This window comes from Brevibacterium sp. AGC70 (assembly GCF_057334195.1).
The window spans coordinates 248467-269327 of the sequence record NZ_JBHFIH010000018.1 but is presented as its reverse complement, the minus strand read 5'-3'; the positions used below and the strand labels follow the sequence as shown (position 1 = coordinate 269327).

Genomic DNA, 20861 nt, shown 5'->3' with positions numbered 1-20861 from the left:
CCCACCCCCCCCCGCGGCCCGTGGACTGAGCGTCGTGCTCATCGAGCGCAGAGACCTCGCCTCAGGCACCAGCAGCTGGAGCTCGAAGCTCGCCCATGGTGGTCTGCGCTACCTGGCGAAGGGCGACGTCCCGATCGCCTGGGAATCCGCCGTCGAGCGCGGCCACCTGATGAGGCAGATCGCGCCGCATCTGATCCGGCCGCTGCAGATGCTCCTTCCGCTTCACTCCGGGGTCAGCCACGTGGACGCCACGATGCTCGGCGCCGGCTTCCTCGCCGGTGACGTGCTGCGAATGCTGGCACGCACCCCCAAATCGCTGCTTCCCCACCCCAGCCGGGTGTCCGCTGCAGACGTCCATCAGCTCGCCCCGGCCACGGCCACGGCCGGTTTGCGCGGCGGCCTGCTCAGCTGGGACGGTCAGCTCGTCGACGACGCTCGACTCGTGGTGGCCCTCGCCCGCACTGCTGCCGCCCATGGAGCCCGCATCATCACGTATGCCGCCGCCACCAGCATCGAGGCCGGCCAGGTCCACGTCACCGATCAGCTCACGGGTGACCGCCGCGTGATCCGCGCGAAGCAGATCGTCAATGCCGCCGGTGTCTGGGCCGATACGCTCTCCGATGACGTCGAACTCGCCCCGAGCAAAGGCTCGCACCTGCTTGTCCGGGCCGAGCGCATCGGGTCGCCGACCGCCGCTGTCACGGCCCCGGTGCCCGGCCACTTCGGCAGATTCGTGTTCGCGGTGCCGTGGCACGATGGCCTCGTCATGATCGGCCTGACCGACGACCCGCACAACGGGCCGATCCCCGAGCGAGCCCGCCCGGACGAGGACGAGCGGACTTTCCTGCTCGAGACCATCAACGCCGTTCTGCAGAAGCCTCTCACCCCCGACGACATCGTCGGCAGCTACTCCGGCTTCCGGCCGCTGCTCAAAAGCAAGGGCAACTCCAGCGCCGACCTGTCGCGCAAGCACGCGCTGCTGCGCGATCCGCGCACCGGCGCCCTCGCGATCGTCGGAGGCAAACTCACAGGGTATCGACGTATGGCCGAAGATGCCGTCGACGCGGTAGTCGAGGCCGGAGGGCTGAAAGCTCGGCCCTGCAGCACCACGACGCTCAGCCTCGTCGGTGCCGGTTCGCCGAGGCCCGGTCTGCCGGAGCACTTGGTCCAGCGCTACGGCACCGACGCCGAAACGGTGGTGGCATACGGCGTCGACGACCCTGCGCTGAACGAACCGGTGAGGTCGGGAATCCCATTCACCGGTGCGGAGATCCGCTTCGCCGTCGAACACGAACTCGCCGTCACCGTCGAGGACGTGATCGACCGCCGGACCCGGTGGGGACTCGTCGACGCCGACCGCGGCGACCTTGCCGCCGCAGTGCGCAGACACGCTCCAGAACTGATCGAGACCACACAGGAAGAAGGATGACCCTCATGGACAATACGCAACCGCGCATGCGCTGGTGGGGCTGGGGAGAGGACGGCAACGACGGCCCGATCAAACCCGGAGCTAAGAAGATGCTGACCAAGAACTGCGGCTGGCCCGATGGCGTCAACAACCCACCGGTCGAACTCGGGGCCGTCCAACTGCCCGCTGCTGGCCTCCCGGATGACGCGCGCACTCGCTTCGAAGAGCTGCTGGGCGCCGAGTTCGTCCGTGACGATCACGCGACCCGCGTCTCCCATGCTGCTGGACGCAGCCTGCCAGACCTGCTGCGTCTGCGCAGCGCAGACTTGCCGTTCGCCCCGGACGTCGTGCTCTACCCGGCATCCCACGCCGAGGTTGACGCACTGCTGGCCATCTGTGCGCAGGAACGCATCGCGGTCGTCCCCTTCGGCGGCGGTACCAGCGTAGTCGCCGGCATCGATGCATTTCGCCCGGGCTTCCGCAGCTGCGTCTGCATCAGCCTGGCCCGCCTCGACCAGATCCTCGACATCGACGAGGAGTCGCTGACGGCGACCGTGCAGGCCGGTGTCTTCGGCCCCGATCTCGAGGAGAAGCTGCAGGCCAGCGGTTTCACGCTCGGCCACTTCCCCCAATCGTTCGAGTTCAGCACCGTCGGCGGCTGGGTCGCCACACGCTCGGCCGGTCAGCAGTCGACCGGCTACGGTCGTATCGACGACAACGTGTTCGGCCTGCGCTGCTCGACGCCGAGCGGTCCGGTCGAACTGCGCTCCACTCCTGCCACGGCGGCTGGGCCCAATCCGCGCCAAGTCTTCGTCGGCTCAGAGGGCACGCTGGGCATCATCACCCAGGCCACGCTGCGCATCAAGCGTCTGCCTGAGACGACGCTGCCGGATGCCTGGTTCTTCCCCGACTTCCACTCGGGCGCGGCTGCGCTGCGCGAGATCGAACAGAGTGGCCTGCGCCCCGATATCGCTCGTCTGTCCGACCTCAACGAGACGGCGTTCGGTCTCGCGCAGCTGGGCAGCGACATCCAGCGCAAGGGCCTCCTCGCCTTTCTGCGCGCCCGAGGAGTCACGACCCCGTGCATGCTGGTGCTGCGTTACGACGGACGCAAGGCGGACGCGAAATCACGCCGGGCCGGCGGACGTGCGATCGCCAGGAAGCATCAGGGCGTCACTATGGGAGGAGCGCCCGAGACCCAGTGGGAGAAGCATCGCTTCTCGACGCCGTACCTGCGCGACCAGCTGATGACCGAAGGCGTCATCGTCGAGACGATGGAGACGGCTGCGCCGTGGAGCAGGATCGAGTCTCTGCACGACACGATCAAGGCCGACATCGAGAAGGCGATGGCCGACCGCGGCACACCGGCCCTGGTGCTGTGCCACATATCGCACCTCTACACCGCCGGGTGCTCGCTCTACTACACCGTCTTCGCCCAGCAGCAGGTCGGTCAGGAGATGGAGCAGTGGAAGGCGCTGAAGACCGCCGCGGGCAATGCCATGGTCGACAACGGCGGAACGATCACCCACCACCATGCCGCCGGAGCGGACCATGCACCTTGGCTCCCTCGGGAGACCGGCGAGCTGTGGCTGCGGATGCTGCGCGCAGCCAAGGCCGAGGTGGATCCGGAGGGCATCATGAACCCCGGCAAGCTCATGAACGGGCCGAGTGCGCTGTGAGCACGCAATCGCCTCCCACCCCCGTCCCCGTCATCCTCAACCCGTCGGCGCGCAACGGCGCTGTGCGCAAGAGGATCGCACCCCTGCGGACGGCCTTCGCCGCCAACGGCCTTGAGCCGGTACTGGTCTCGAGCACGAGCGAGCAACATGCGAGCGATCTTGCCGCAGACTTCGCAGCGCAGGGTGCAGAGACCGTGGTCTCGCTCGGCGGCGATGGAATGGTGCGCGCGGTCGCCGCCGGGCTCGTCGACACGGACACTGCACTGGGCATCATCCCCGGTGGGCGCGGCAACGACTTCATCGGCAAGCTCGGCATCCCGAAGAACATCGCTGCCGCAGCCTCCATCATCAGCAACGGTCGTGTTCGCACCATCGATGTCCTCGACCTCGACGGACGGATCTGTGTCGGCAACGTCAGCCTTGGCCTGGATTCGACCGTGCAGAGATACGCCGACTCGGCCCGCTTGATCAAAGGTCACTGGGTCTATCTCTACGGCGTCGCTCGCGCCATCGCGAAGCCGCGCCGCATCGACCTGGCCCTGACCATCGACGGCGACCGACTCGACTTCCGCGGCTTCACGGCAGGCTTCGCCAACTCCGGTCGGTATGGAGGCGGCCTCAAGCTCTCTCCCCAAGCTGAACTCGACGATGGCCTGATCGATGTGGTCCTGCTCAAGGACTGCTTCCTGCCGAGGCTGGGTGCGGAGTTGGTTCCCTACAGCTTGGGCAGACCCAATCTGCACCCGCACATCCGCTTCAGCCACGCCCACGAGGTTCGCATCGCCACACCCGAGGGCGCACCGCCGATCGAGATCTTCGCCGACGGAGACGCAATCGCGCTGACCCCGGCGACGCTGACGATTCGAGCCGAATCCTTGAAGGTCCGCGTCGCCTCTACTCCTTCGCGACAAGCGTGAGCACGTCGTACTTCGCGACCGGCTCGTCCTTCTGGTTGACCACCTCGGCGTCCCATCTGACCTCGCCGTACTCATCGGTCTCACGCGGGGTGATGCGCTTGGCTGTCAGGGTAACCTTGAGCGAATCTCCTGGTGAGACGGGCGTGATGAAGGTCAGTCCTTCGAGGCCGTAGTTCGCGAGGACTGGGCCGGGATCGGGCTGGACGAAGAGTCCCGCGGCGAAGGACACGATGAGGTAGCCATGTGCCACGCGCCCCGGGAAGAACGGGTTCGCGGCCGCCGCTTCCTCGTCGGTGTGGGCGTAGAAGGTGTCTCCGGTGAACTCCGCGAAGTGCGAGATGTCCTCAAGTGTGACCGTTCGCCGTTCGGATTCGAGGGCGTCGCCGACGCGCAGATCGGCCAGAGTCTTCGTGAACGGGTGCTGCCCCGTCCGGCGCTGCGCCCCGGCGACCCATTCGCCGCCGATGGCGGTGAGCATGTCAGGGGAGGCCTGGATCGCGGTGCGCTGCATGAAGTGCTCGACGCCGCGCAATCCGCCCATCTCCTCACCTCCGCCGGCCCGTCCTGGGCCACCGTGGATGAGCGTAGGCAGCGGCGAGCCGTGCCCGGTCGACTCTTCGGCATCATCGCGGTCGAGGACGAGGATGCGTCCATGCCAGGGTGCGACCTGGCGGACGAATTCGGTGGCGAACTCAGCATCGTGGGTGACGACCGAGCCGACCAGGGAACCGCGTCCACGAGCGGCCAGACGGACAGCCTCCTCGGTGGAGGAATAGGTGATGAGCGAGGTCACAGGGCCGAAGGCCTCGATATCGTGGACGGCGTCGACCCAGGGGCCGTCGGCCTGGAGCACGGTGGCCGCGACATAGGCCCCGCCCAGATTCTTCGCCAGTTCATCAGAGGCCTCGCGGCCACCGGTGAGGACATGCGCCCCCGCCGAGGTGATCTCATCGATGGCATCGAGAACGTCGGTTCGCTGCTTGTCAGACACGACCGGCCCCAGCCGGGTGGACTTCTCACGTGGGTCGCCGACGCCCTGAGTCTCCAGCTTTGCGATGAGTGCCTCGGCGACGGCCTCTTTGTGCTGTTCGGGCACGAAGGCGCGGCGGATCGCCGTGCACTTCTGGCCGGCCTTGATCGTCATCTCGGCGACGACGCCGGAGACGAAGAGGTCGAATTCTTGCGTGCCGGGGGCGGAATCGGGGCCGAGCAGGGAGAAGTTCAGCGAGTCCGCCTCGGCGAAGAATCGGGTGCCGCGATCGCGCACGCAGTCCAGGCCGCCGAGGTGCTTGGCCGTGGCCGCGGACCCGGTGAAGGCGATCGCGTCCTGTTCGGCCAGATGGTCGAAGAGCGGGGTGACGTCTCCGGCGATGAGCTGGATGGAACCGGCCGGCAGGAGGCCGGATTCGATCATGTCGGCCACCACTGCACGGGTCAGGTGGGCGGTGTCGGTGGCGGGCTTGACGATGACGGGAACACCGGCGACGAACATGGGGCCGAACTTCTCGAGCATGCCCCAGACGGGGAAGTTGAAGGCGTTGATCTGGACCGCCAAACCTTGCCGGGACGTCAGGATGTGACGACCGACGAAGGTGCCGTTCTTCGACAGACGCTCGACTCCGCCGTCGAGGTGGACGGTGGAGTTGGGCATCTGCCGACGGGCGACGCCGGAATAGGTGAAGAGGGTGCCGATGCCGCCTTCGATATCGACGAATCCGTCGCGTTTCGTGGTGCCGGTGGAAAAGGAGATCTCGTGGTATTTCTTCGCACGTTCCATGAGGTAGGCGCCGAGCTTCTTGAGGATGACGCCGCGCTGGTGGAAGGTCAGCTTCTGCAGTTCGCAGACCCCTGTGCTCCGCGCGTATTCGTCGACTGCGGCGAAGTCGATGCCTGCCGAGGAGACCTGGTGGAGGAGCTGCCCGTTGGTCGCGTCATGGACGGCTCGGGCGCCGTCAATGCTCCCACTGGGCGTGTGCCAGTCACCTGCCACATACGAACTGAGAATCTCGGTCATGTCTGCTCTCCCTGTTCAACGATGTCTCCGGGTGCACGGCGGCCGACGTCGGCACCGCTGCCGATTCCTGACTGCAATACTAACCAATTGGTCGGTTATTGTCATTGCGCGGCCGTCTTCACCTGATCTTTCCAGGCACTTCCACCCGCCCTTACCTTCGCCAGCACAGGCAGGGTGCGAGATGGCAAGTGACATCGATCACTGCATGCACTATGATCGAGACCAATTACTGACCATTCAGTCACCTGCGCGAAAGCACCGGCGATCACTCAGAGCCGAGGACCACCGCGTCGCCCACATCACCCAGGGAAAGTTCTCTCATGTCCAAATCTTCACCCGCAGCGGCAGCTCCCGCCTCTATCACTCGCGAGGAGCGCCGGGTGCTTGCCGGAACACTCGTCGGAACCACCATCGAGTGGTATGACTTCTTCATCTACGCACAGGCCGCGGGCCTCATCCTCTCGGTCCAGTACTTCGCTCCCCTGGCGTCCGACAACCCGGCGCTCGGGCAGATCATGGCCTGGGCCTCTCTCGGTATCTCCTTCCTGTTCAGGCCACTGGGCGCGATCATCGCCGGCCACCTCGGCGACCGCATCGGACGCAAGAAGATGCTCGTCCTCACGCTCATCCTCATGGGGGCCGCGACCTCGCTCATCGGGCTGCTGCCGAACTATGCGGCCATCGGAATCGGAGCACCCATCCTGCTGACGCTGCTGCGGATCCTGCAGGGCTTCTCTGCCGGCGGAGAATGGGGCGGCGCCGCACTGCTCTCGGTCGAGCACGCACCGGTGAATAAGCGCGGACTCTTCGGTGCCTACCCGCAGATCGGCGTGCCTGTGGGCATGATCCTTGCCACCGGCGTGATCTGGATCCTCACAACCGTGCTCACCACCGAGCAGTTCGCGAGCTTCGGGTGGAGGATCCCGTTCCTGTTCTCCGTCGTCCTCGTCCTCGTCGGCTACTACATTCGCCGGCAGGTGGAGGAGAGCCCCGTCTTCGCGGAACTCGCCGAACGCCGCGCCGAGTCCTCGGCTCCGCTGTCGACCCTGTTCAAGAAGAACACAAAGGAAGTCGTCCTCTCGGCGCTCATCTTCATCGGCAACAACGCCGTGGGCTACATGATCATCGCGTTCTTCGCCGCCTACGCGTCGCGGCCATTGGACCAAGGCGGCACCGTCGGTCTCGACCGAGCACCCGTACTCTTGGCCACTACCCTGGCCAGCTTCGGCTGGCTGGTCTTCACCATGTGGGGCGGGGCGCTGTCGGACAAGCTGGGTCGCGTGCGCACCTTCCAGATCGGCTATGTCCTCCTCATCCTGTGGTTGGTCCCGACGTTCCTCATGATCGATCAGGCCAACATCTGGATGTACGGGATCGGCATCTTCGTCCTCACCGTGGGCATGGGCCTGTCCTACGGTCCGATGTCGGCGATGTATGCGGAGATGTTCCCACCGCAGGTCCGTTACTCTGGCGTGTCCATCGGCTACGCTCTGGGCGCGATCCTCGGCGGCGCCTTTGCTCCGACGATCGCGGAGACCCTGCTGGCACGCACCGGCTCATCACTGTCGATCGCGGCCTACATGATCATCGTCTGCATCATCTCGCTGGTCGCCGTCAGCCTGGTCAAGGAGACGAAGGGCGTGCCCCTGGGCGTGGCCAAGCACCACGGAGAGGCGTGAGCCGCCGCCGCTGAGTTCGCCAGCACCATGCTTCCGCGGCACCGGGGATCAGGCGGCTCGGCTCTTTCGGTTCCTCCGGTCTCGCAGGAGACCCAGGAGGACGAAGCCGACGAAGAACGCCACCAGTGAGCCGGCGAATGTCGCTGCGCAGGTCTGCGCGGTGGCTATCAGGGTCTCCTGCGATTCCGGAACCGCGGAATCTGCCATGATGGCGACGAACCACAGCGTGGCGAAGACCGTGCCAACCGCTCGAGTCGATGCCTTGACAGCTAAGCCGACGACGAAGCTCACAGCTATCACCAGCCATACGGTCGCTAACATACACACCACAATCGTTGTCAGAATCGGGGGTCCCTACCCCTCTACAAGGCGGATTGCGCGGCCGTCGACCCCGCAATCCGCCTCCGGCAGGCTACCCTCAACCCGAGCCTCCTGAGCGCGCATGTCGGAACTATTACACGAATGACGTGTAGTCGTCGGTGAATGCAATTGCCTTGTCGAGCATCAGTTCGCATAGCCGAACCGTCTGCCCCGTCTTTCCAGCGTTACCGTTTCGTTATAGATTCTGTCTCTGCGAAGTCAGGCCGCTGCCGAACACTGGCCATATCCGATACCGAGCCAGTCGAAGCCGATCGACCACGTGTAGCGAACCGGCGCCGAGGTCCAGCCGCCCGGCCCCACCGACTTCACTGTGATGTCTCCGCTCCAGGTGTGATTCCACTGACCGGCGATGCCCCAGGCGACTGCCTCCGTAGACGCGGGCACACGAACTGCTTCGGCATCGGAGACGAGCGGGTAACCTTCGTCCGTCGTACCGGCCTGCCACGCACCGACTGCCTCGTCAGCAGTCACGGTGACAAGGTATTCGGTCACCTCGAGACCGTCGCTCGGTACAGCGAGATGGAGCAGATTCGGCGCGGAATTGCGCCCCTCGCACTTTGCTTCAGGGGCTTCGACTGTCCCTGCAGCGACGGCGATCGCACCCGATTCCTCGGTCGTCCACGCGGCATCGGTGATTCCGACGATGCTCTGGTCTCCGGTGACTGGCGCATAGACCCCAAGGAATCCCGCCGCTGCGGACAGAATGAGCGCGATGAACAGGAGTACTCGCGAACTGCGCGATTTCATCATCGCCTCTCACTACCTTCTCGCTTCCGCGGCCAGAGGCCCCAGACCACGAACCCGGATGCAGCGGCCCCGAGCGGAACAAGCATCGACGGCTCCCCCAAGGCGGCGATGGTCGAAGCGACCCCCGGGACCGAAACGATGACTCGTCCCACCTCGTCGACCTCATATGGTGAAGGGTCGTTCTCATCGTTCGCGTCGCCGCGCAGAGTCAGCAACCGCTCGTTCGGCCCGTCGGCGGACTCGACTGCGACCACGCGGTGGGTCACAGGCAGGTTTCCCTCGCCTCGATCGACCGTGACGACATCGCCGACTCTCACCTGGGCCGCATCAACCGGAGCGACGAGCGCCGCGGATCCGGTGGGGATCGTCGGTTCCATCGAGCCCGTGGCGAAGAGCATCACACGGAACCCCAACAGCATGGTGAGGACAGCGAGCACTGCGAACAGCACACCTGCGGCTGCGGTCGTCCACAGCAGCAGATCGGCCAGGATGGCCAGCAGACCACGCCCCCGTGAGCCCTGTCGTGAACTGTGTGGGGAACGAGCCGTCCCCCGAGCCTCTGCCAGCGCTCTCCGGCGAGCCGGCCGAGCATGTTCGAATGTCGACATCGTCTTCTCCTTCTCGGTCATTTCGTGCTTCTCGTGTGTGGGAAATTCAGTTCTGGGCGACTGCGACGGTGAGCACTGCCGCAGCAGACGCACCCTGGGCTTCGTCTCCGGAATTCGAGTCGGCTGGAGCGGCGATTCGCAGCTCAAGACACAGTTCGGCCGGGTCACTGCCGAAGGCGCCGATCGTCATGCCGGTCCCGCTTGTCACATCGGATGACACCTGTTGATAGTCCTGGGGTCCCCCCACCAGAAACACTGTGCCGGGGCCGGCGGCCGCAGCGGCGCAGCTCCGATCGCCCCCGGCGTCGAAGACGCGGAATTCGAGGACCCGGGCCAGCGCCCCGTCGACAGCCAGATCCGAAACTCGAACCTTCCCGCTGCGACTGCTGTCCGAAGAAGTCCGGACATGGAACGAGCTGTAATGCGATTGACCCGCGCTCGGGGCCGAGGCATTCCCACCGGGCGCGAGGTCGGCGATCTCGGCACCAAGGGAGGCTGAGGAGCCCGCTGCGTGATGGGCCCATTCGCCGCCATCACCCTGTGACTGCGTCTCGAATGTACCGGCGGCGAAGCTCGTAGCCGATGATTCCTCGTCCTGCCACGAAGCAAGCGTCGTGCCCACCACCGCGCCGAAGACACAGCTGCCGGTGACGGCCGAAAGGCCGACCGCAACCGCGGCACTCCGCTTGTTCGAGCTTCGCCGACCGGTCACAGCGAATCGACCGAGGTGCCGGTGAGGTTCCAGACGACATCAGCGCTCTCACCTTGTCCGAGATCGGCGTCGGCGTTGACCGTCACCTTGAGGAAGACGACCTCGTTGAGTGATCCCACCGAGAACATGTCCTCGTGCACGGTCGTAGACGTCACCGGCTCAGAACTGACGAGAGCACCGCCGACTGGGCTCCCGCCGGAGATATCTGAGACTCTCTGCACCGAATAGGTGAGGTTGTCTGCGGCGCTGCCACTGGCTTCGACGGCCCCCGATACCGCGGCCGAATAGGTAGACGACCGATCGAGCCGAATCGCGTAGACCGCACTCGCCGTGTCCTTCGGCGACAGGTTCTCCGCCAGGTCGTCGAAGGTGAGGGCAAGAGCATCGCCGGGTGCCGTCGTATCGGCGAAGTTGGTGCCGTCCGCGCTGCTCTCGAGAGCGAACGAACCTGCACTGAAGTCACCGTGAGCGGATTCCCTGTCTGTCCATGCCGCCAGGGTGATGGCCGCGCCGATGCCGAGGACGAGTCCGCCGGAGGTGATGGCCAGCAGCTTGCGACGGCGGCGACGATCGGACGTCGCGGGCTTCTCGGTTGACGCCATCTGGTCGGTGAAGTGGTTCTTATCGGTCATCGCTGCTCCTCGTTCGCTCTCTGCTCCCCGGCTTCCTGCCGGTGATTCCAGTGAACCTCCGAGAACAGCACTCACCCGTGTGATCTACGTGGAAACTCGTAGAATGACTGGTGGTAGCGTCCGGCCGCAGGGCCCAGTCGCACCGTCGCAGGGCGAATCGAGACACCGATGGAGGGAAGCGCCGATCGATGACTGCCAGACCGATCACCCCGAAGCGCCCACGCCCCATCCGCGTGAGCATCGTCGAGGACGAGGCGTTCATGCGATCGATGCTCGTCCGAACGGTCGATGAGTCCGAGGATCTGCGTGTCGTCCACGCCGTCGAGGGTGCATCCTCGGCTCGACTTGCGATCGGCAAACACAGCACAGACGTCGCACTGCTCGACGTCAACCTCGGTGACGGCAATGGAGTTGCGCTCGGACTCGAGCTGCAGCGCAGGGACCCGAGGATTGCCGTCATGCTGCTGTCGAGCCTCGACGTCATGGGGCTGTTCCTCTCCGTCCAGGACGAAGTGAGCGAACCCTGGAGCTATCTGTCCAAGCGCTCGACCTTCACCAGCAGCGTGCTCATCGGAGCCATCGCCGCCGCAGCAGACGGTGATGTCGTCATCGATCCATCACTGGTCCAGCGATCGACGCCGCGTGCCGGAACAGAGGTAGCGGGGTTGACGAAGGCACAGTTCGAGGTGCTCAGGCTTGTTGCGGAGGGCCTGTCGAACGAGGCAGTGGCACAGCGCCTGCACATATCCGAACGTTCAGTCGAAAGCCACCTGCTCTCGATCTACAGGAGACTCGGGATCGAACGGACGGGGACGAATCGGCGAGTCCACGCCGTGCTTGCGTTCCTCGAGCAGACTGGACGCACATGGCACAGGTGACGACGCTTTGGGAGACGGTGCGTGACCGCTGGCCCCGTGCACGGATCGCGGCCCTTGTCGCCGCAATCAATACCGTCGCGTTCTCCGCCCTCGTCGCCGAACAGGCGACGGAATGGAGCAGCAGGTGGGAAACAGCCGCTCTCCTCTGGTGGGTCGGGGGGCTCACCGTTGTCATCGGCGCCGTTCTCATCATCATCACGATCCCCCTGTGCGCTCTCGTGGCGTCGTGGTGGATTCGAATCATCATCACTCTCCTCCTCTCCGCCGTCCAGTCCTCCGTGCGAACGGCGCTTCTGCTTCCGGCGACGACCCTCGAACGCGATACTCACGGTGGCCTCACCATCTGGGTGACCGGGATGAGCGGGTACCTCTTGGCCATCGCCACCGGCTTCCTCGTGGCTGCGCTGTTCGAGCGCGAGGATCGGGAGCGAGCCCTCCGCAGAGACGAAGAGGCCCGCACCCGCGAAGCCGTCTCCGAGCTTGAGCGGGAGGAGCTGAGAGTGCGGAGGATCGTTGCCGATCGCCTGCACGGGACGGTTCAGCACCGCCTCGTCGTCGTCGCTGGAGGACTTGATCAGGTCGCGGACCGCCTCATGGCAGGCGACGATGATCCCGCACAGTGGGCTCCGACCCTGCGTGACCGGGCCCTGGACCTCGATGAGCTGCGCGAAGAGCACGTTCGCTCACTCAGCCACAGCCTCTTCCCCTCGGGAGCGGACCTCGGCACCTATGAGGCGATCCGAGCGCTTCTCGACCGTCTTCCGCCCACCGTCGCGACGACTGTCGATCTCGGACCGACGATGAAGGAGCTCATCCGGACGCTGCGTGCACCGCTGCCGCTGCAAGATCGCCTCGTCGTCATCTACACCACCGAGGAAGCGGTGACGAATGCGATCAAGCACGGCGGGGCAGATAGGGTGACCGTGCGAGTCGAGGCCCTCAAGCGCGGAACAGAGTGGGTGCTCGATGTGAGGATCGACGACAACGGTACGGGCCCTGAGTCCGAGGACCCGCCCCTGTCGGGCTTGGCACGACATCGGGCACGGGCCGAATCCCGGGGCGGCTCGCTGCGCCTGGAGCGCAATGACGAGGGCGGAGGACGTCTCCATCTGATGCTTCCGTTCGTCCCGGAGAGTCCACGAAATGACGATGAGATCCTACAGAAGCAGGAGAAGTTCGATGAATGAACTCACGATCAACGACATCGAAGCGGCCGCCGCACGGATCGCGGGGTACGTTCGCCCGGTCACGGTGGCATCAGCACAGCCTGGGAGTGCTTCCGGCGCCCCGAGTCCGACGGCGGCTACATGGTCCGCCCCGCCGAGCACCGATCCGAGGGGCTCAGGCGTCCACTTCGCCCTCGAGTTCATGCAGTACACGGGCACCTTCAAGGCCCGCGGGGCGCAGAACTTCATTCAGACGCACATTGGCCAGGGAACCTTCCCTGACGCCGGCGTCACGATCGCCTCGGGCGGCAACGCGGGCTTGGCCTGCGCCTGGGCCGCCCGCGAGGCCGAAGTTCGGGCGACCGTTTTCCTGCCTGCCAACGCCCCGACCGTCAAGGTCGAGCGACTGCACAGCTACGGCGCCGAGGTGCGTCTGGTCGGTTCTGAATACGCCGAGGCGGCCCTGGCCTGCCATGAATTCGTCGAGTCCTCGGGGGCCTTGGCCTCCCACGCCTACGATCATCCGCTCATCGCGGCCGGCGCCGGCACGATGATGACCGAGATCCTCTCCCAGATCCCCGATCTCGACACGGTCGTCGTCTCCGTAGGCGGGGGCGGCCTGTTCGCCGGGGTGGCCACGGCTGCCACATTCCATGGGGTGCGCACGGTTGCGGTCGAGCCGAGGAACTGTCGCGCCCTGAACGCGGCTTTGGAAGCGGGCGAGCCCGTCGATGTACCCGTCGATTCCGTGGCGGCCGATTCCCTGGGTGCCCGCCGAGCCACACCCCTGGCGGTCGCGGCCGCACAGAGTGACCTGGTCACCTCGGTGCTCGTCGACGATGCACAGATCATTGAGGCTCGGCATCATCTCTGGGGTGAGCATCGCCTGGCCGTCGAACATGCGGCGGCAACGGCGCTGGCCGGCATCCACGGCTCAGGTGCATCCGAAGGCTATGTTCCGGAACCCGACGAAAAGGTCTGCGTCGTCCTGTGCGGGGCGAACACCAGCCTCGGCGACCTCTGACTTCCGGTCGTTGCGTCCGGCCACCGGCAGCTGAACTGGGCGGACGCTCATGCTTGATCAGCCAGTTGTCAGCGCTGTCAGTCCTTGGACTTCAGGGATGCTTTGATCAGGTAGAAGATGGCGACCGCGACGATGACGGTGATGAGCGCTTTGACAAGGAACCATGCGATTGAGAACGCGACGTTGACGACCCACCACGCGATGATGATCGCGATGATCGCGCCGACGATGCTCCATACGGTACTCATCTTCATGTCTCAAGATTAGGCGGCGCGATGTGAGCGCGCAATGACGCGGACCATGAAGATCGCCGGTTCCTTCCACCCGGATGAGGCAGGAATGTCTGCCATCGCCGATGGCCTGGTCGAGCTGCTCACGAAACAGGCCTGACGCTCAGACCGCCGCGACTCGTTGCCGGATCGCCCGAGCCGACCAGCGTCCGTCGGCGAAACCGACGTCGATCGGGTGCTCGAAGGCCGCGCTGACCTGGTCGGTGCTGAGCACCTCGGCGATCTCACCTGCAGCGGTGAGCCGCCCGTGGGAGATCAGCATCGCGTGGGACGTGGACTCCGGGATCTCCTCGAGGTGGTGGGTCACCAGCAGCGTCGTGAGCTCCGGCGAGGTCACGGACAGCGAATCGATGGTCTCCAACAGCTGTTCGCGGGCGGCCACGTCGAGGCCGGTGGTCGGTTCGTCGAAGAGGAGGAGCTGCGGCTCGGCGATGAGAGCTCGAGCGACCAGCGCTCGGCCCCGCTCCCCCTGGGACAGCACTTTCCACCCCGCGTCCGCACGGGAGGTCAGTCCCACCTCGGCGATGAGGTCATCGGCCCTCGAGATCTCGTTTGGACTGGGTTCCCAGCGCAGGGGGCGTTCGATCGTGCCGGTCAGGCCGGTGAGGACGACCTCGCGCACGGACAGGTTCGAGCGCAGAGGGTGGCGCGGATTGACGTGTCCGATGTGGCGGCGCAGAGCCTGGAGCTCGACCCGACCCATACGGTCGCCGAGGATGTCCACGGTCCCGGAGGTAGGGAAGACCTGCGCCGAGGCGAAGCTGAGAATCGTCGACTTCCCCGCTCCGTTGGGGCCGATGAGGACCCAATGCTCACCGCGCGCGATGCGCAGATCGACGCCGTGGAGGATCCTCGTCTCCCCACGTCGGAACGTCACTTCGCTGAGTTCAAGGACCGTCGTGCCCACCTTGTCCACACTCACTTTCCTCGTCATGATCGCGTCGCTGCAGCAGGAACCACCTGCGCTAGTCGGGGCCGGCTCCCGGTTGGGGCCGATCCGATTCTAGGTCGATCGCTCGCCGAGGTGGGCGTTCCCGGGCAGGACGATGTTCCACATCATGGATAGCTCGGCTGCAGCAGTCCACCGCGAGCCTTAGCCCAACGCCTATGATGCGTCATTGTCGGGGCCACGGTGCGCCGCTGTCGGCGCCCACGGTGCCCGTGGTCAGTGCAGCGTCGGCCGGTAGACGAGCTCCTCGACGCCGCCTCCCAGCGACGTGCGGTCGAGGAGTTCGAGATCGAAGTCCTGCGATCCGGCGAAGATCGGCTGGGTTCCGGTGCGTCCGGTGATCACCGGATAGATCGTCACCTGCAGCCGGTCGACGAGGCCAGCGCCCATCAGCGCACGATTCATCGACAGACTTCCGTGCGAACGAATCGGCACATCAGACTCGTCTTTCATCTGTGCCACCACCTCGAGCGCGTCACCGTCTGCCACGGCGGCCTGCGGCCAGTCGAGCGGTCCGCTCAGCGAGGTTGAGATGACGGTTGTCGGCAGATTGCGCATTGCACTGACCCAGGGATCGAGAACATCAGGGAAGTCCTCGGTGTTTGCGAGCATGGCGGCGAACTCGCGGAATGTCGTTGCACCGAGGACGAGCCGATTGGGTCCGCTGTAGAGCTCGAGTCGGTGGGCGAGGAGTTCAGGCCCCTGTTTGCCCCAGTAGCCTCCCCAGTCACCGTCGGGACTGACCGAGGCGAACCCGTCGAGGCTCGAGAACACGTCGAAGGTGTATGTGGCACTCATGGTTGCTCCTCCCAGAGCGGATGCGGTGCCTTCAGTGTGCGCCCTCCCCAGACCGTTGACCAGGCCTCCCCAGGCCGGTAACTGGGCCAGGGCTGTTGACCAACGCTCAGCGCGGCGTCGAACAGCGGTCGACCCACAGCGGTCGACCCACAGCGATGACTCGCGACCAAGTGTCATCGAAGATCGAACCATCCCCAGCGACGGCACGACCGGAACATTCACCGACAGCGACGGCACGGTGCCCTGGTAACGATCGGCCCTACAGTCACGATCGGCCCTCCGCTCCAACGAGTATCCGTCAACCGGCAGTGATCGAGCACCTGTCAACCGGCAGTGATACGGCGGGTACCGTGAGCGGCAGTACGACGACCATAATGGAAGCATGCACAACGGCGCCGACCCCAATGAAGAACACCGGATGAAGATGCGTGGGAAGATCCTGCGACGGTCCGCGTCGTTCAACGTCGCCCACGCCGTCGACGACCTCGAGCCCGGCACCGGTGCCCAGAGCATCCAGCGAGCGCTGACCCTGCTCAACCTCGTCGGACTCATCGCCGGCGAGCGCAGCAGCGGAGCCAGCCTATCTGAGGTCGCCTCGATCAGCGGCCGCCCCAAGGCCAGCGTCCACCGAATGCTCCAGGCGCTCATCGCCATGGGGTACGTCGAACGCTTCGAGGAGGGCGGCTACCGCCTCGGCGTGCAGTCGCAGATCCTCGGTCAGCTCGCCCAGAAATCCGTAGACCCCCTGGTCACAGAGTCGGAGTCAAGCCTGCTGCGACTGGCCGAGCTGAGCCGGGACACGGCCTTCCTGACTCTGCGCACCGGCAACTACTCGATCTGCGCCCGCCGCGAGGAGGGCTTCGGTGAGATTCTGAACAACGCCCTGTCCGTGGGCGATCGCCACCCGCTGGGCATCGGCGCGGGCAGTCTCGCGATTCTCTCCGAACTCTCCCCCGCCGAGGTGGACGCCCAGTTCGAGGCCAACGCGCAGATCTTCGCCGAACGGTATCCCAAGGTTTCGGTCGCGCAGCTGCGCGACATCATCGACCGGGCTCGAGTCGACGGTTTCGTCCACAATCCCGGCCTCTTCGCCCAGGGGTCGTGGGCCGTGGGCGTGCCGCTGCGGATCCGCGGCAGCCGCCCTCGCGCGGCCCTGTCGATCGCGAGCATCGCCGACCGCGTCACCGGCTCCCGCGTCGAACGCCTCGTCGCTCTGCTCCGTCGCGAGGCCAAAGCCATCGCCGAGGCGCTGGGCACGCAGGCCGATCCCTGATCACCGCCCTCGCACCGACACCGCCACTCATCCCGCCGAGGCGGCCTCCAGTCGCGTGGCCACCGCACTCAGGATCTCGCCCAGCCACCCCACCGCTGCCGGGTTCGGGCCGGGTCTGGTCACGAACGAGACCCGACGCTGACCCAAATCCTGCTTGGCCGGCCTGAGGACGACGTCGAAGTCGGTGTCCACGGCCACCTCGGTGGTCAATGCGCATCCGAGACCTTCGGCCACCAGCCCGTGGATCATGTAGAGGTCGTCGCTGCGCATGAGTTCGCGCAGCTCGTATCCCAGTCCCCGGGAGATCCGCCGCAGCACCCGCACCGAGGCTTCCGATTCGTTTCGGCTGAGCACCCAGTCGACGTCGCCCATCGTGGCGAAGTCGAGGATCTCGTGTCCCGCCAGCTCTCCGTTGCCGGCGACCATGACCCGGTAGGGCTCGTCGAGGAGGGTGCGCAGCCGCAGCTCGGGGCCCGCGAATTCAGGCAGTTCGGGGATGTCGTAGATGAGGCCGGCGTGGACCTCACCGCTGTGGAGCATCCGCACGACCTCGCTGGGTTCGGCTTCGACGACCTCGACGCGCACGGACGTCCGCTGCTGGAGCTCTGCGATTGCGGCCGGGAGCAGTCTTGAGCCGATCGAGGAGAACGACCCGACGCGCAGGGACACCACTCCGGCATCGCGTTGTGCGGTGACGAGCTGCTCGGCCCGATCGATGCGTGCCAGCACCGGTTCGATCTCCTCGGCGAAGGACTCGCCCAAGGGCGTCAGTCGAGTTCCGTTCCGCGCCCGGTCGACCAGCTTGACCCGCAGATGGGATTCGAGGGTGCGCAGGTGATGGGTCACGGTCGGGACTCCGTGTTCGAGCACCTCGGCGGCCCGGTTGAGACTTCCCTCGTCCCTGATCGCTAAGAGCACCCGAAACTGCTGCAGATTCATCATGGCCTAGAGACTATGCCACTGTGAACGATTTCTTGCTATATCCTAGCTAGCTTTCGAGTCCTAGTGTGGGACTCATGCTCGCCGAAACTCATCTGCACCCGGACACCGCGACGACCTCTGCGACCGCGAACGACGCAACGTCAGCCGCCCGCGAAACACCAGTCTCGCGCCCCACCGCGGCCACCGCCATCGACCCTCGCCAATTCACCGCGCCGTATGCCGAGGCGCTGCGTTCCTTGGCCGCCGAGGACTGGCAGCGTCTGCACGTGCCCGCCCACCAGGGCAGCCGCGACCATGCACCGGGACTGGCCGAGGTCGTCGGCGAGGCCGGCATGAGCATCGACTTCCCCATGCTGTTCAGCGGTGTGGACCAGGAGGACTGGCGGATGATCAATCATGACCGCGTGACTCCGATCATGGCCGCCCAGCAGCTCGCCGCCGATGCCTGGGGCGCAGCCCGCACCTGGTTCATCACCAATGGCGCCTCCGGAGGCAACCACATCGCGACGACCGTTGTGCGCGGCTTGGGACGCGAATTCGTCCTCCAGCGCAGCGTCCACTCTTCGGTCATCGATGGCGTCACACACGCCGAACTGCGCCCGCACTTCATCCACGGTCGCGTCGATCCTGGCCTCGGCTCCTCCCACGGTGTGACTCCGGCCCAGGTCGAGTACGCCCTGAGCGAGTACCCGGAGTCCGCCGCCGTCTACCTCGTCTCCCCCAGCTACTTCGGCGCTGTGGCCGACATCGGCGCCATCGCCGAGGTGGCCCATCGCCACGATGTTCCCCTCATCGTCGATGAGGCCTGGGGCTCCCACTTCGGCATGCACCAGAAGCTGCCCGTCAATGCGGTCCGCCTCGGTGCCGATCTTGTCGTCTCCAGCACCCACAAGGGCGCCGGATCTTTGGCGCAGTCCGCGATGGTCCACCTCGGCCACGGACGGCAGGCACAGCGCATCGAGACCCTGGTCGATCGGGTCGTGAAGTCCTATCAGTCAACCTCGTCCAGTGCCATCCTCCTGTCCTCCCTCGACGAGGCACGTCGTCATCTCGTCACCCACCCGGAGGCGATCGACGAAGCACTGGCCACCGCCGAGGAGATCCGAACTCGAGTTCAGAACGACTCGAGGTTCCGCGACGCGACCCCTGACATCCTCGGCGGCCATGATGCGATCGCCAACGATCCGTTCAAGGTCGTCATCGACACCCGCGGTGCCGGGATCACCGGCGCTGATGCCCAGTACAAGCTCATCCGCGACCACCGGATCTACTGCGAGCTGGCGACGCCCTCAGCATTGCTCCTGCTCATCGGTGCAACCTCACCGGTCGATGTCGAACGATTCTGGACCGCGCTGCAGGAACTGCCGCGCTCTGAGTCCGAGCCGGAGCGTCCCATCGTTCTGCCCGGCAGCTGCGAGAAGCGACTGGAGATCAGCGATGCGTACTTCGCGACACCCCGGACGGTTCCCTTCGCCGAGGCGGTCGGCCAGGTCTCTGCCGATGCTCTTGCCGCGTACCCTCCCGGCGTGCCCAATGTTCTGCCTGGTGAGGTGCTCAGCGCCGAGGTGGTCGACTTCCTTCGTACAACAGCGGCCGCTCCCTCCGGCTATGTCCGCGGAGCCCAGGATTCGAGGATGGACACCTTCAACGTCGTGGCTGAGTCGGACTGAACCTCCTGCGGTAGCGTGAGGAGCATGCCCGCTGCCGAGGGTACAGGTTGGCGTCGAAGGCACAGCTCAGCGTCGAGAGCACACTCCCCAGAGTCTGCTCTCGACGCCAAAGTCGCCCCGCGATGCAACGCAGCGGCGCTGCGACCCGGCCCCGCTGACTCACCGCAGGACGACTGTGCGCTTCCCGGAGAGGAACACCCGGCCGTCGCAGTGCCATTTGACGGCATTGGACAGGGCCTTGCACTCGGCGTCGCGACCGGCGGCCACGAGGTCCTGTGGGCCGAAGGCGTGATCGACCTCGACGAGCTGCTGGGCGATGATCGGCCCCTCGTCGAGTTCGCTGTTGACGAAGTGCGCGGTCGCCCCAACGGTCTTGACTCCCCGCTCCCAGGCCTGGTGATAGGGCTTGGCGCCCTTGAACGAGGGCAGGAACGAGTGGTGGATGTTGATCGCCCGCCCCGTCAGCTCACGGGCCAGATCATCGGAGAGCACCTGCATGTAGCGGGCGAGCACGACAAGGTCGACCTCGAAGCGATCGACGAGTTCGAGCAGCTTCGCCTCCGCCTCGGGCTTGGTCTCCTTGGTCACCGGGATGCGGAAGAACGGGATGTGGTGCCATTCGACGAGCTCCCTGTGGTCGGGGTGGTTGGACACCACGGCCGCGATCTCGATGGGCAGTTCGCCGATCTGGGAACGGAAGAGCAGGTCGTTGAGGCAGTGCTCGAACTTCGAGACCATGATGAGTACCCGGCGCTTCTCCCCCTGCGGCCATAGCTGCCAGGTCGCATCGAAGTCTGTGCCGATGGTTTCGAAGTCCCGACGCAGGTCGTCGATCGCTCCGTTCGAGCCTTCCTTGATGCTGAAGTCGATGCGGAGGAACAGACGTTCGGCATACTGATCGTCGAACTGCTTGAGTTCCTTGATGTCACCGCCGTGGGTCAGGAGGGCGCCGGTGACGGAATGGAGAATGCCTGGTCGTTCGTCGCATTCCAGGGTGAAGATGTAGTCCTGCATATCCACTGCTTCCTTGCTCGATAGGGTGTACCTAATCATTGGGTGATTCGGCTCAGACGGTCAACTTCGACCCGCCGAGG

Annotated in this window: 20 protein-coding genes; 9 read left to right on the top strand and 11 right to left on the bottom strand. The window is 65.5% G+C overall.

The genetic code is table 11. The features are described from left to right. The 3 genes from ACE03M_RS16545 to ACE03M_RS16535 all read left to right on the top strand — a co-directional run. Window positions 1-1429 (top strand): glycerol-3-phosphate dehydrogenase/oxidase (locus tag ACE03M_RS16545; protein WP_485935122.1); only part of this gene is annotated, 1429 nt, incomplete at its 5' end. 5 nt (window positions 1430-1434) lie between these two features. Next, window positions 1435-3087, top strand: a complete 1653-nt coding sequence (locus tag ACE03M_RS16540) for an FAD-binding oxidoreductase (protein ID WP_485935121.1) — start codon at window positions 1435-1437, stop codon at window positions 3085-3087. Further along, window positions 3084-4004 carry a diacylglycerol/lipid kinase family protein gene (locus ACE03M_RS16535; protein WP_186293086.1) on the top strand — a complete coding sequence of 307 codons (921 nt, stop codon included), beginning with the start codon at window positions 3084-3086 and terminating at the stop codon, window positions 4002-4004. The genes ACE03M_RS16540 and ACE03M_RS16535 overlap by 4 nt, the downstream gene beginning before the upstream one ends. Here the strand turns inward: ACE03M_RS16535 and paaZ are convergent. Beyond that, entirely contained in the window at window positions 3982-6018 is a 2037-nt protein-coding gene (gene paaZ, locus ACE03M_RS16530) for a phenylacetic acid degradation bifunctional protein PaaZ (RefSeq protein WP_485935120.1), read from the bottom strand. The two genes, ACE03M_RS16535 and paaZ, sit on opposite strands and share 23 nt — an antisense overlap. Before the next feature lie 320 nt (window positions 6019-6338). Between paaZ and ACE03M_RS16525 the strand changes: the two genes are divergently transcribed. Then, the gene (locus tag ACE03M_RS16525) at window positions 6339-7697 is read left to right on the top strand and encodes an MFS transporter (protein ID WP_485935119.1); all 1359 of its coding nucleotides are present in this window, start codon (window positions 6339-6341) and stop codon (window positions 7695-7697) included. 48 nt (window positions 7698-7745) lie between these two features. On the opposite strand, the gene ACE03M_RS16520 is transcribed toward ACE03M_RS16525, so the two are convergent. The 5 genes from ACE03M_RS16520 to ACE03M_RS16500 form a co-directional block, all read right to left on the bottom strand. After that, window positions 7746-8018, bottom strand: coding sequence for a hypothetical protein (locus tag ACE03M_RS16520; protein WP_485935117.1), 273 nt, complete (start codon window positions 8016-8018; stop codon window positions 7746-7748). Between the two features lie 258 nt (window positions 8019-8276). Beyond that, window positions 8277-8828: a hypothetical protein gene (locus ACE03M_RS16515; RefSeq protein ID WP_143922857.1), complete on the bottom strand. Its 552-nt coding sequence runs from the start codon at window positions 8826-8828 to the stop codon at window positions 8277-8279. Continuing rightward, a complete protein-coding gene (locus ACE03M_RS16510; RefSeq protein WP_222103612.1) occupies window positions 8825-9454 on the bottom strand; it encodes a signal peptidase I in 630 nt (209 codons plus the stop codon). Before ACE03M_RS16510 ends, ACE03M_RS16515 begins: the two co-directional genes overlap by 4 nt. Before the next feature lie 25 nt (window positions 9455-9479). After that, window positions 9480-10145, bottom strand: coding sequence for a SipW-dependent-type signal peptide-containing protein (locus ACE03M_RS16505; protein WP_485935114.1), 666 nt, complete (start codon window positions 10143-10145; stop codon window positions 9480-9482). Next, window positions 10142-10777 carry a SipW-dependent-type signal peptide-containing protein gene (locus tag ACE03M_RS16500; protein WP_143922855.1) on the bottom strand — a complete coding sequence of 212 codons (636 nt, stop codon included), beginning with the start codon at window positions 10775-10777 and terminating at the stop codon, window positions 10142-10144. Before ACE03M_RS16500 ends, ACE03M_RS16505 begins: the two co-directional genes overlap by 4 nt. Window positions 10778-10965: 188 nt before the next feature. Here ACE03M_RS16500 and ACE03M_RS16495 point away from each other — a divergent pair, with 188 nt between their 5' ends. The 3 genes from ACE03M_RS16495 to ACE03M_RS16485 are packed head-to-tail and all read left to right on the top strand — an operon-like array spanning window position 10966 to window position 13845. After that, a complete protein-coding gene (locus ACE03M_RS16495) occupies window positions 10966-11655 on the top strand; it encodes a response regulator transcription factor (RefSeq protein ID WP_143922854.1) in 690 nt (229 codons plus the stop codon). Further along, window positions 11643-12842, top strand: coding sequence for a sensor histidine kinase (locus ACE03M_RS16490; RefSeq protein WP_485935112.1), 1200 nt, complete (start codon window positions 11643-11645; stop codon window positions 12840-12842). Before ACE03M_RS16495 ends, ACE03M_RS16490 begins: the two co-directional genes overlap by 13 nt. Next, window positions 12835-13845, top strand: a complete 1011-nt coding sequence (locus ACE03M_RS16485) for a threonine/serine dehydratase (RefSeq protein WP_143922852.1) — start codon at window positions 12835-12837, stop codon at window positions 13843-13845. Before ACE03M_RS16490 ends, ACE03M_RS16485 begins: the two co-directional genes overlap by 8 nt. 77 nt (window positions 13846-13922) lie before the next feature. Here ACE03M_RS16485 and ACE03M_RS16480 read toward each other — a convergent pair whose 3' ends face one another. The 3 genes from ACE03M_RS16480 to ACE03M_RS16470 all read right to left on the bottom strand — a co-directional run bounded on the left by ACE03M_RS16480 (window position 13923) and on the right by ACE03M_RS16470 (window position 15882). Further along, window positions 13923-14099, bottom strand: coding sequence for a hypothetical protein (locus ACE03M_RS16480; protein ID WP_186293084.1), 177 nt, complete (start codon window positions 14097-14099; stop codon window positions 13923-13925). A gap of 139 nt (window positions 14100-14238) precedes the next feature. After that, window positions 14239-15069 (bottom strand): ABC transporter ATP-binding protein, encoded by an 831-nt coding sequence (locus ACE03M_RS16475; RefSeq protein ID WP_485935110.1) that lies wholly within the window; start codon window positions 15067-15069, stop codon window positions 14239-14241. Between the two features lie 231 nt (window positions 15070-15300). Beyond that, complete coding sequence (locus ACE03M_RS16470; RefSeq protein WP_485935109.1) at window positions 15301-15882, bottom strand: dihydrofolate reductase family protein; 582 nt, start codon at window positions 15880-15882, stop codon at window positions 15301-15303. A gap of 382 nt (window positions 15883-16264) precedes the next feature. On the opposite strand from ACE03M_RS16470, the gene ACE03M_RS16465 reads away from it, so the two are divergent. Then, entirely contained in the window at window positions 16265-17155 is an 891-nt protein-coding gene (locus ACE03M_RS16465) for an IclR family transcriptional regulator (RefSeq protein ID WP_143922849.1), read from the top strand. Window positions 17156-17182: 27 nt separating this feature from the next. On the opposite strand, the gene ACE03M_RS16460 is transcribed toward ACE03M_RS16465, so the two are convergent. Continuing rightward, window positions 17183-18097 (bottom strand): LysR family transcriptional regulator, encoded by a 915-nt coding sequence (locus ACE03M_RS16460; RefSeq protein ID WP_143922848.1) that lies wholly within the window; start codon window positions 18095-18097, stop codon window positions 17183-17185. Window positions 18098-18171: 74 nt separating this feature from the next. Between ACE03M_RS16460 and ACE03M_RS16455 the strand changes: the two genes are divergently transcribed. Beyond that, window positions 18172-19767, top strand: a complete 1596-nt coding sequence (locus ACE03M_RS16455; RefSeq protein ID WP_485935108.1) for an aminotransferase class I/II-fold pyridoxal phosphate-dependent enzyme — start codon at window positions 18172-18174, stop codon at window positions 19765-19767. Between the two features lie 159 nt (window positions 19768-19926). On the opposite strand, the gene purU is transcribed toward ACE03M_RS16455, so the two are convergent. Continuing rightward, a complete protein-coding gene (purU, locus tag ACE03M_RS16450; RefSeq protein WP_143922922.1) occupies window positions 19927-20781 on the bottom strand; it encodes a formyltetrahydrofolate deformylase in 855 nt (284 codons plus the stop codon). Window positions 20782-20861: the final 80 nt, after the last annotated feature.

What these genes read in the sequence shown, in the direction of transcription:
- paaZ (WP_485935120.1), bottom strand. Translation starts at nt 6,018, where the DNA reads ATGACCGAGATTCTCAGTTCGTATGTGGCAGGTGACTGGCACACGCCC.
- ACE03M_RS16480 (WP_186293084.1), bottom strand. Translation starts at nt 14,099, where the DNA reads ATGAAGATGAGTACCGTATGGAGCATCGTCGGCGCGATCATCGCGATC.
- ACE03M_RS16510 (WP_222103612.1), bottom strand. Translation starts at nt 9,454, where the DNA reads ATGACCGAGAAGGAGAAGACGATGTCGACATTCGAACATGCTCGGCCG.
- ACE03M_RS16460 (WP_143922848.1), bottom strand. Translation starts at nt 18,097, where the DNA reads ATGATGAATCTGCAGCAGTTTCGGGTGCTCTTAGCGATCAGGGACGAG.
- ACE03M_RS16490 (WP_485935112.1), top strand. Translation starts at nt 11,643, where the DNA reads ATGGCACAGGTGACGACGCTTTGGGAGACGGTGCGTGACCGCTGGCCC.
- ACE03M_RS16520 (WP_485935117.1), bottom strand. Translation starts at nt 8,018, where the DNA reads ATGTTAGCGACCGTATGGCTGGTGATAGCTGTGAGCTTCGTCGTCGGC.
- ACE03M_RS16495 (WP_143922854.1), top strand. Translation starts at nt 10,966, where the DNA reads ATGACTGCCAGACCGATCACCCCGAAGCGCCCACGCCCCATCCGCGTG.
- ACE03M_RS16515 (WP_143922857.1), bottom strand. Translation starts at nt 8,828, where the DNA reads ATGATGAAATCGCGCAGTTCGCGAGTACTCCTGTTCATCGCGCTCATT.
- ACE03M_RS16470 (WP_485935109.1), bottom strand. Translation starts at nt 15,882, where the DNA reads ATGAGTGCCACATACACCTTCGACGTGTTCTCGAGCCTCGACGGGTTC.
- purU (WP_143922922.1), bottom strand. Translation starts at nt 20,781, where the DNA reads ATGCAGGACTACATCTTCACCCTGGAATGCGACGAACGACCAGGCATT.
- ACE03M_RS16485 (WP_143922852.1), top strand. Translation starts at nt 12,835, where the DNA reads ATGAATGAACTCACGATCAACGACATCGAAGCGGCCGCCGCACGGATC.
- ACE03M_RS16500 (WP_143922855.1), bottom strand. Translation starts at nt 10,777, where the DNA reads ATGACCGATAAGAACCACTTCACCGACCAGATGGCGTCAACCGAGAAG.
- ACE03M_RS16475 (WP_485935110.1), bottom strand. Translation starts at nt 15,069, where the DNA reads ATGACGAGGAAAGTGAGTGTGGACAAGGTGGGCACGACGGTCCTTGAA.
- ACE03M_RS16540 (WP_485935121.1), top strand. Translation starts at nt 1,435, where the DNA reads ATGGACAATACGCAACCGCGCATGCGCTGGTGGGGCTGGGGAGAGGAC.
- ACE03M_RS16525 (WP_485935119.1), top strand. Translation starts at nt 6,339, where the DNA reads ATGTCCAAATCTTCACCCGCAGCGGCAGCTCCCGCCTCTATCACTCGC.
- ACE03M_RS16465 (WP_143922849.1), top strand. Translation starts at nt 16,265, where the DNA reads ATGCACAACGGCGCCGACCCCAATGAAGAACACCGGATGAAGATGCGT.
- ACE03M_RS16455 (WP_485935108.1), top strand. Translation starts at nt 18,172, where the DNA reads ATGCTCGCCGAAACTCATCTGCACCCGGACACCGCGACGACCTCTGCG.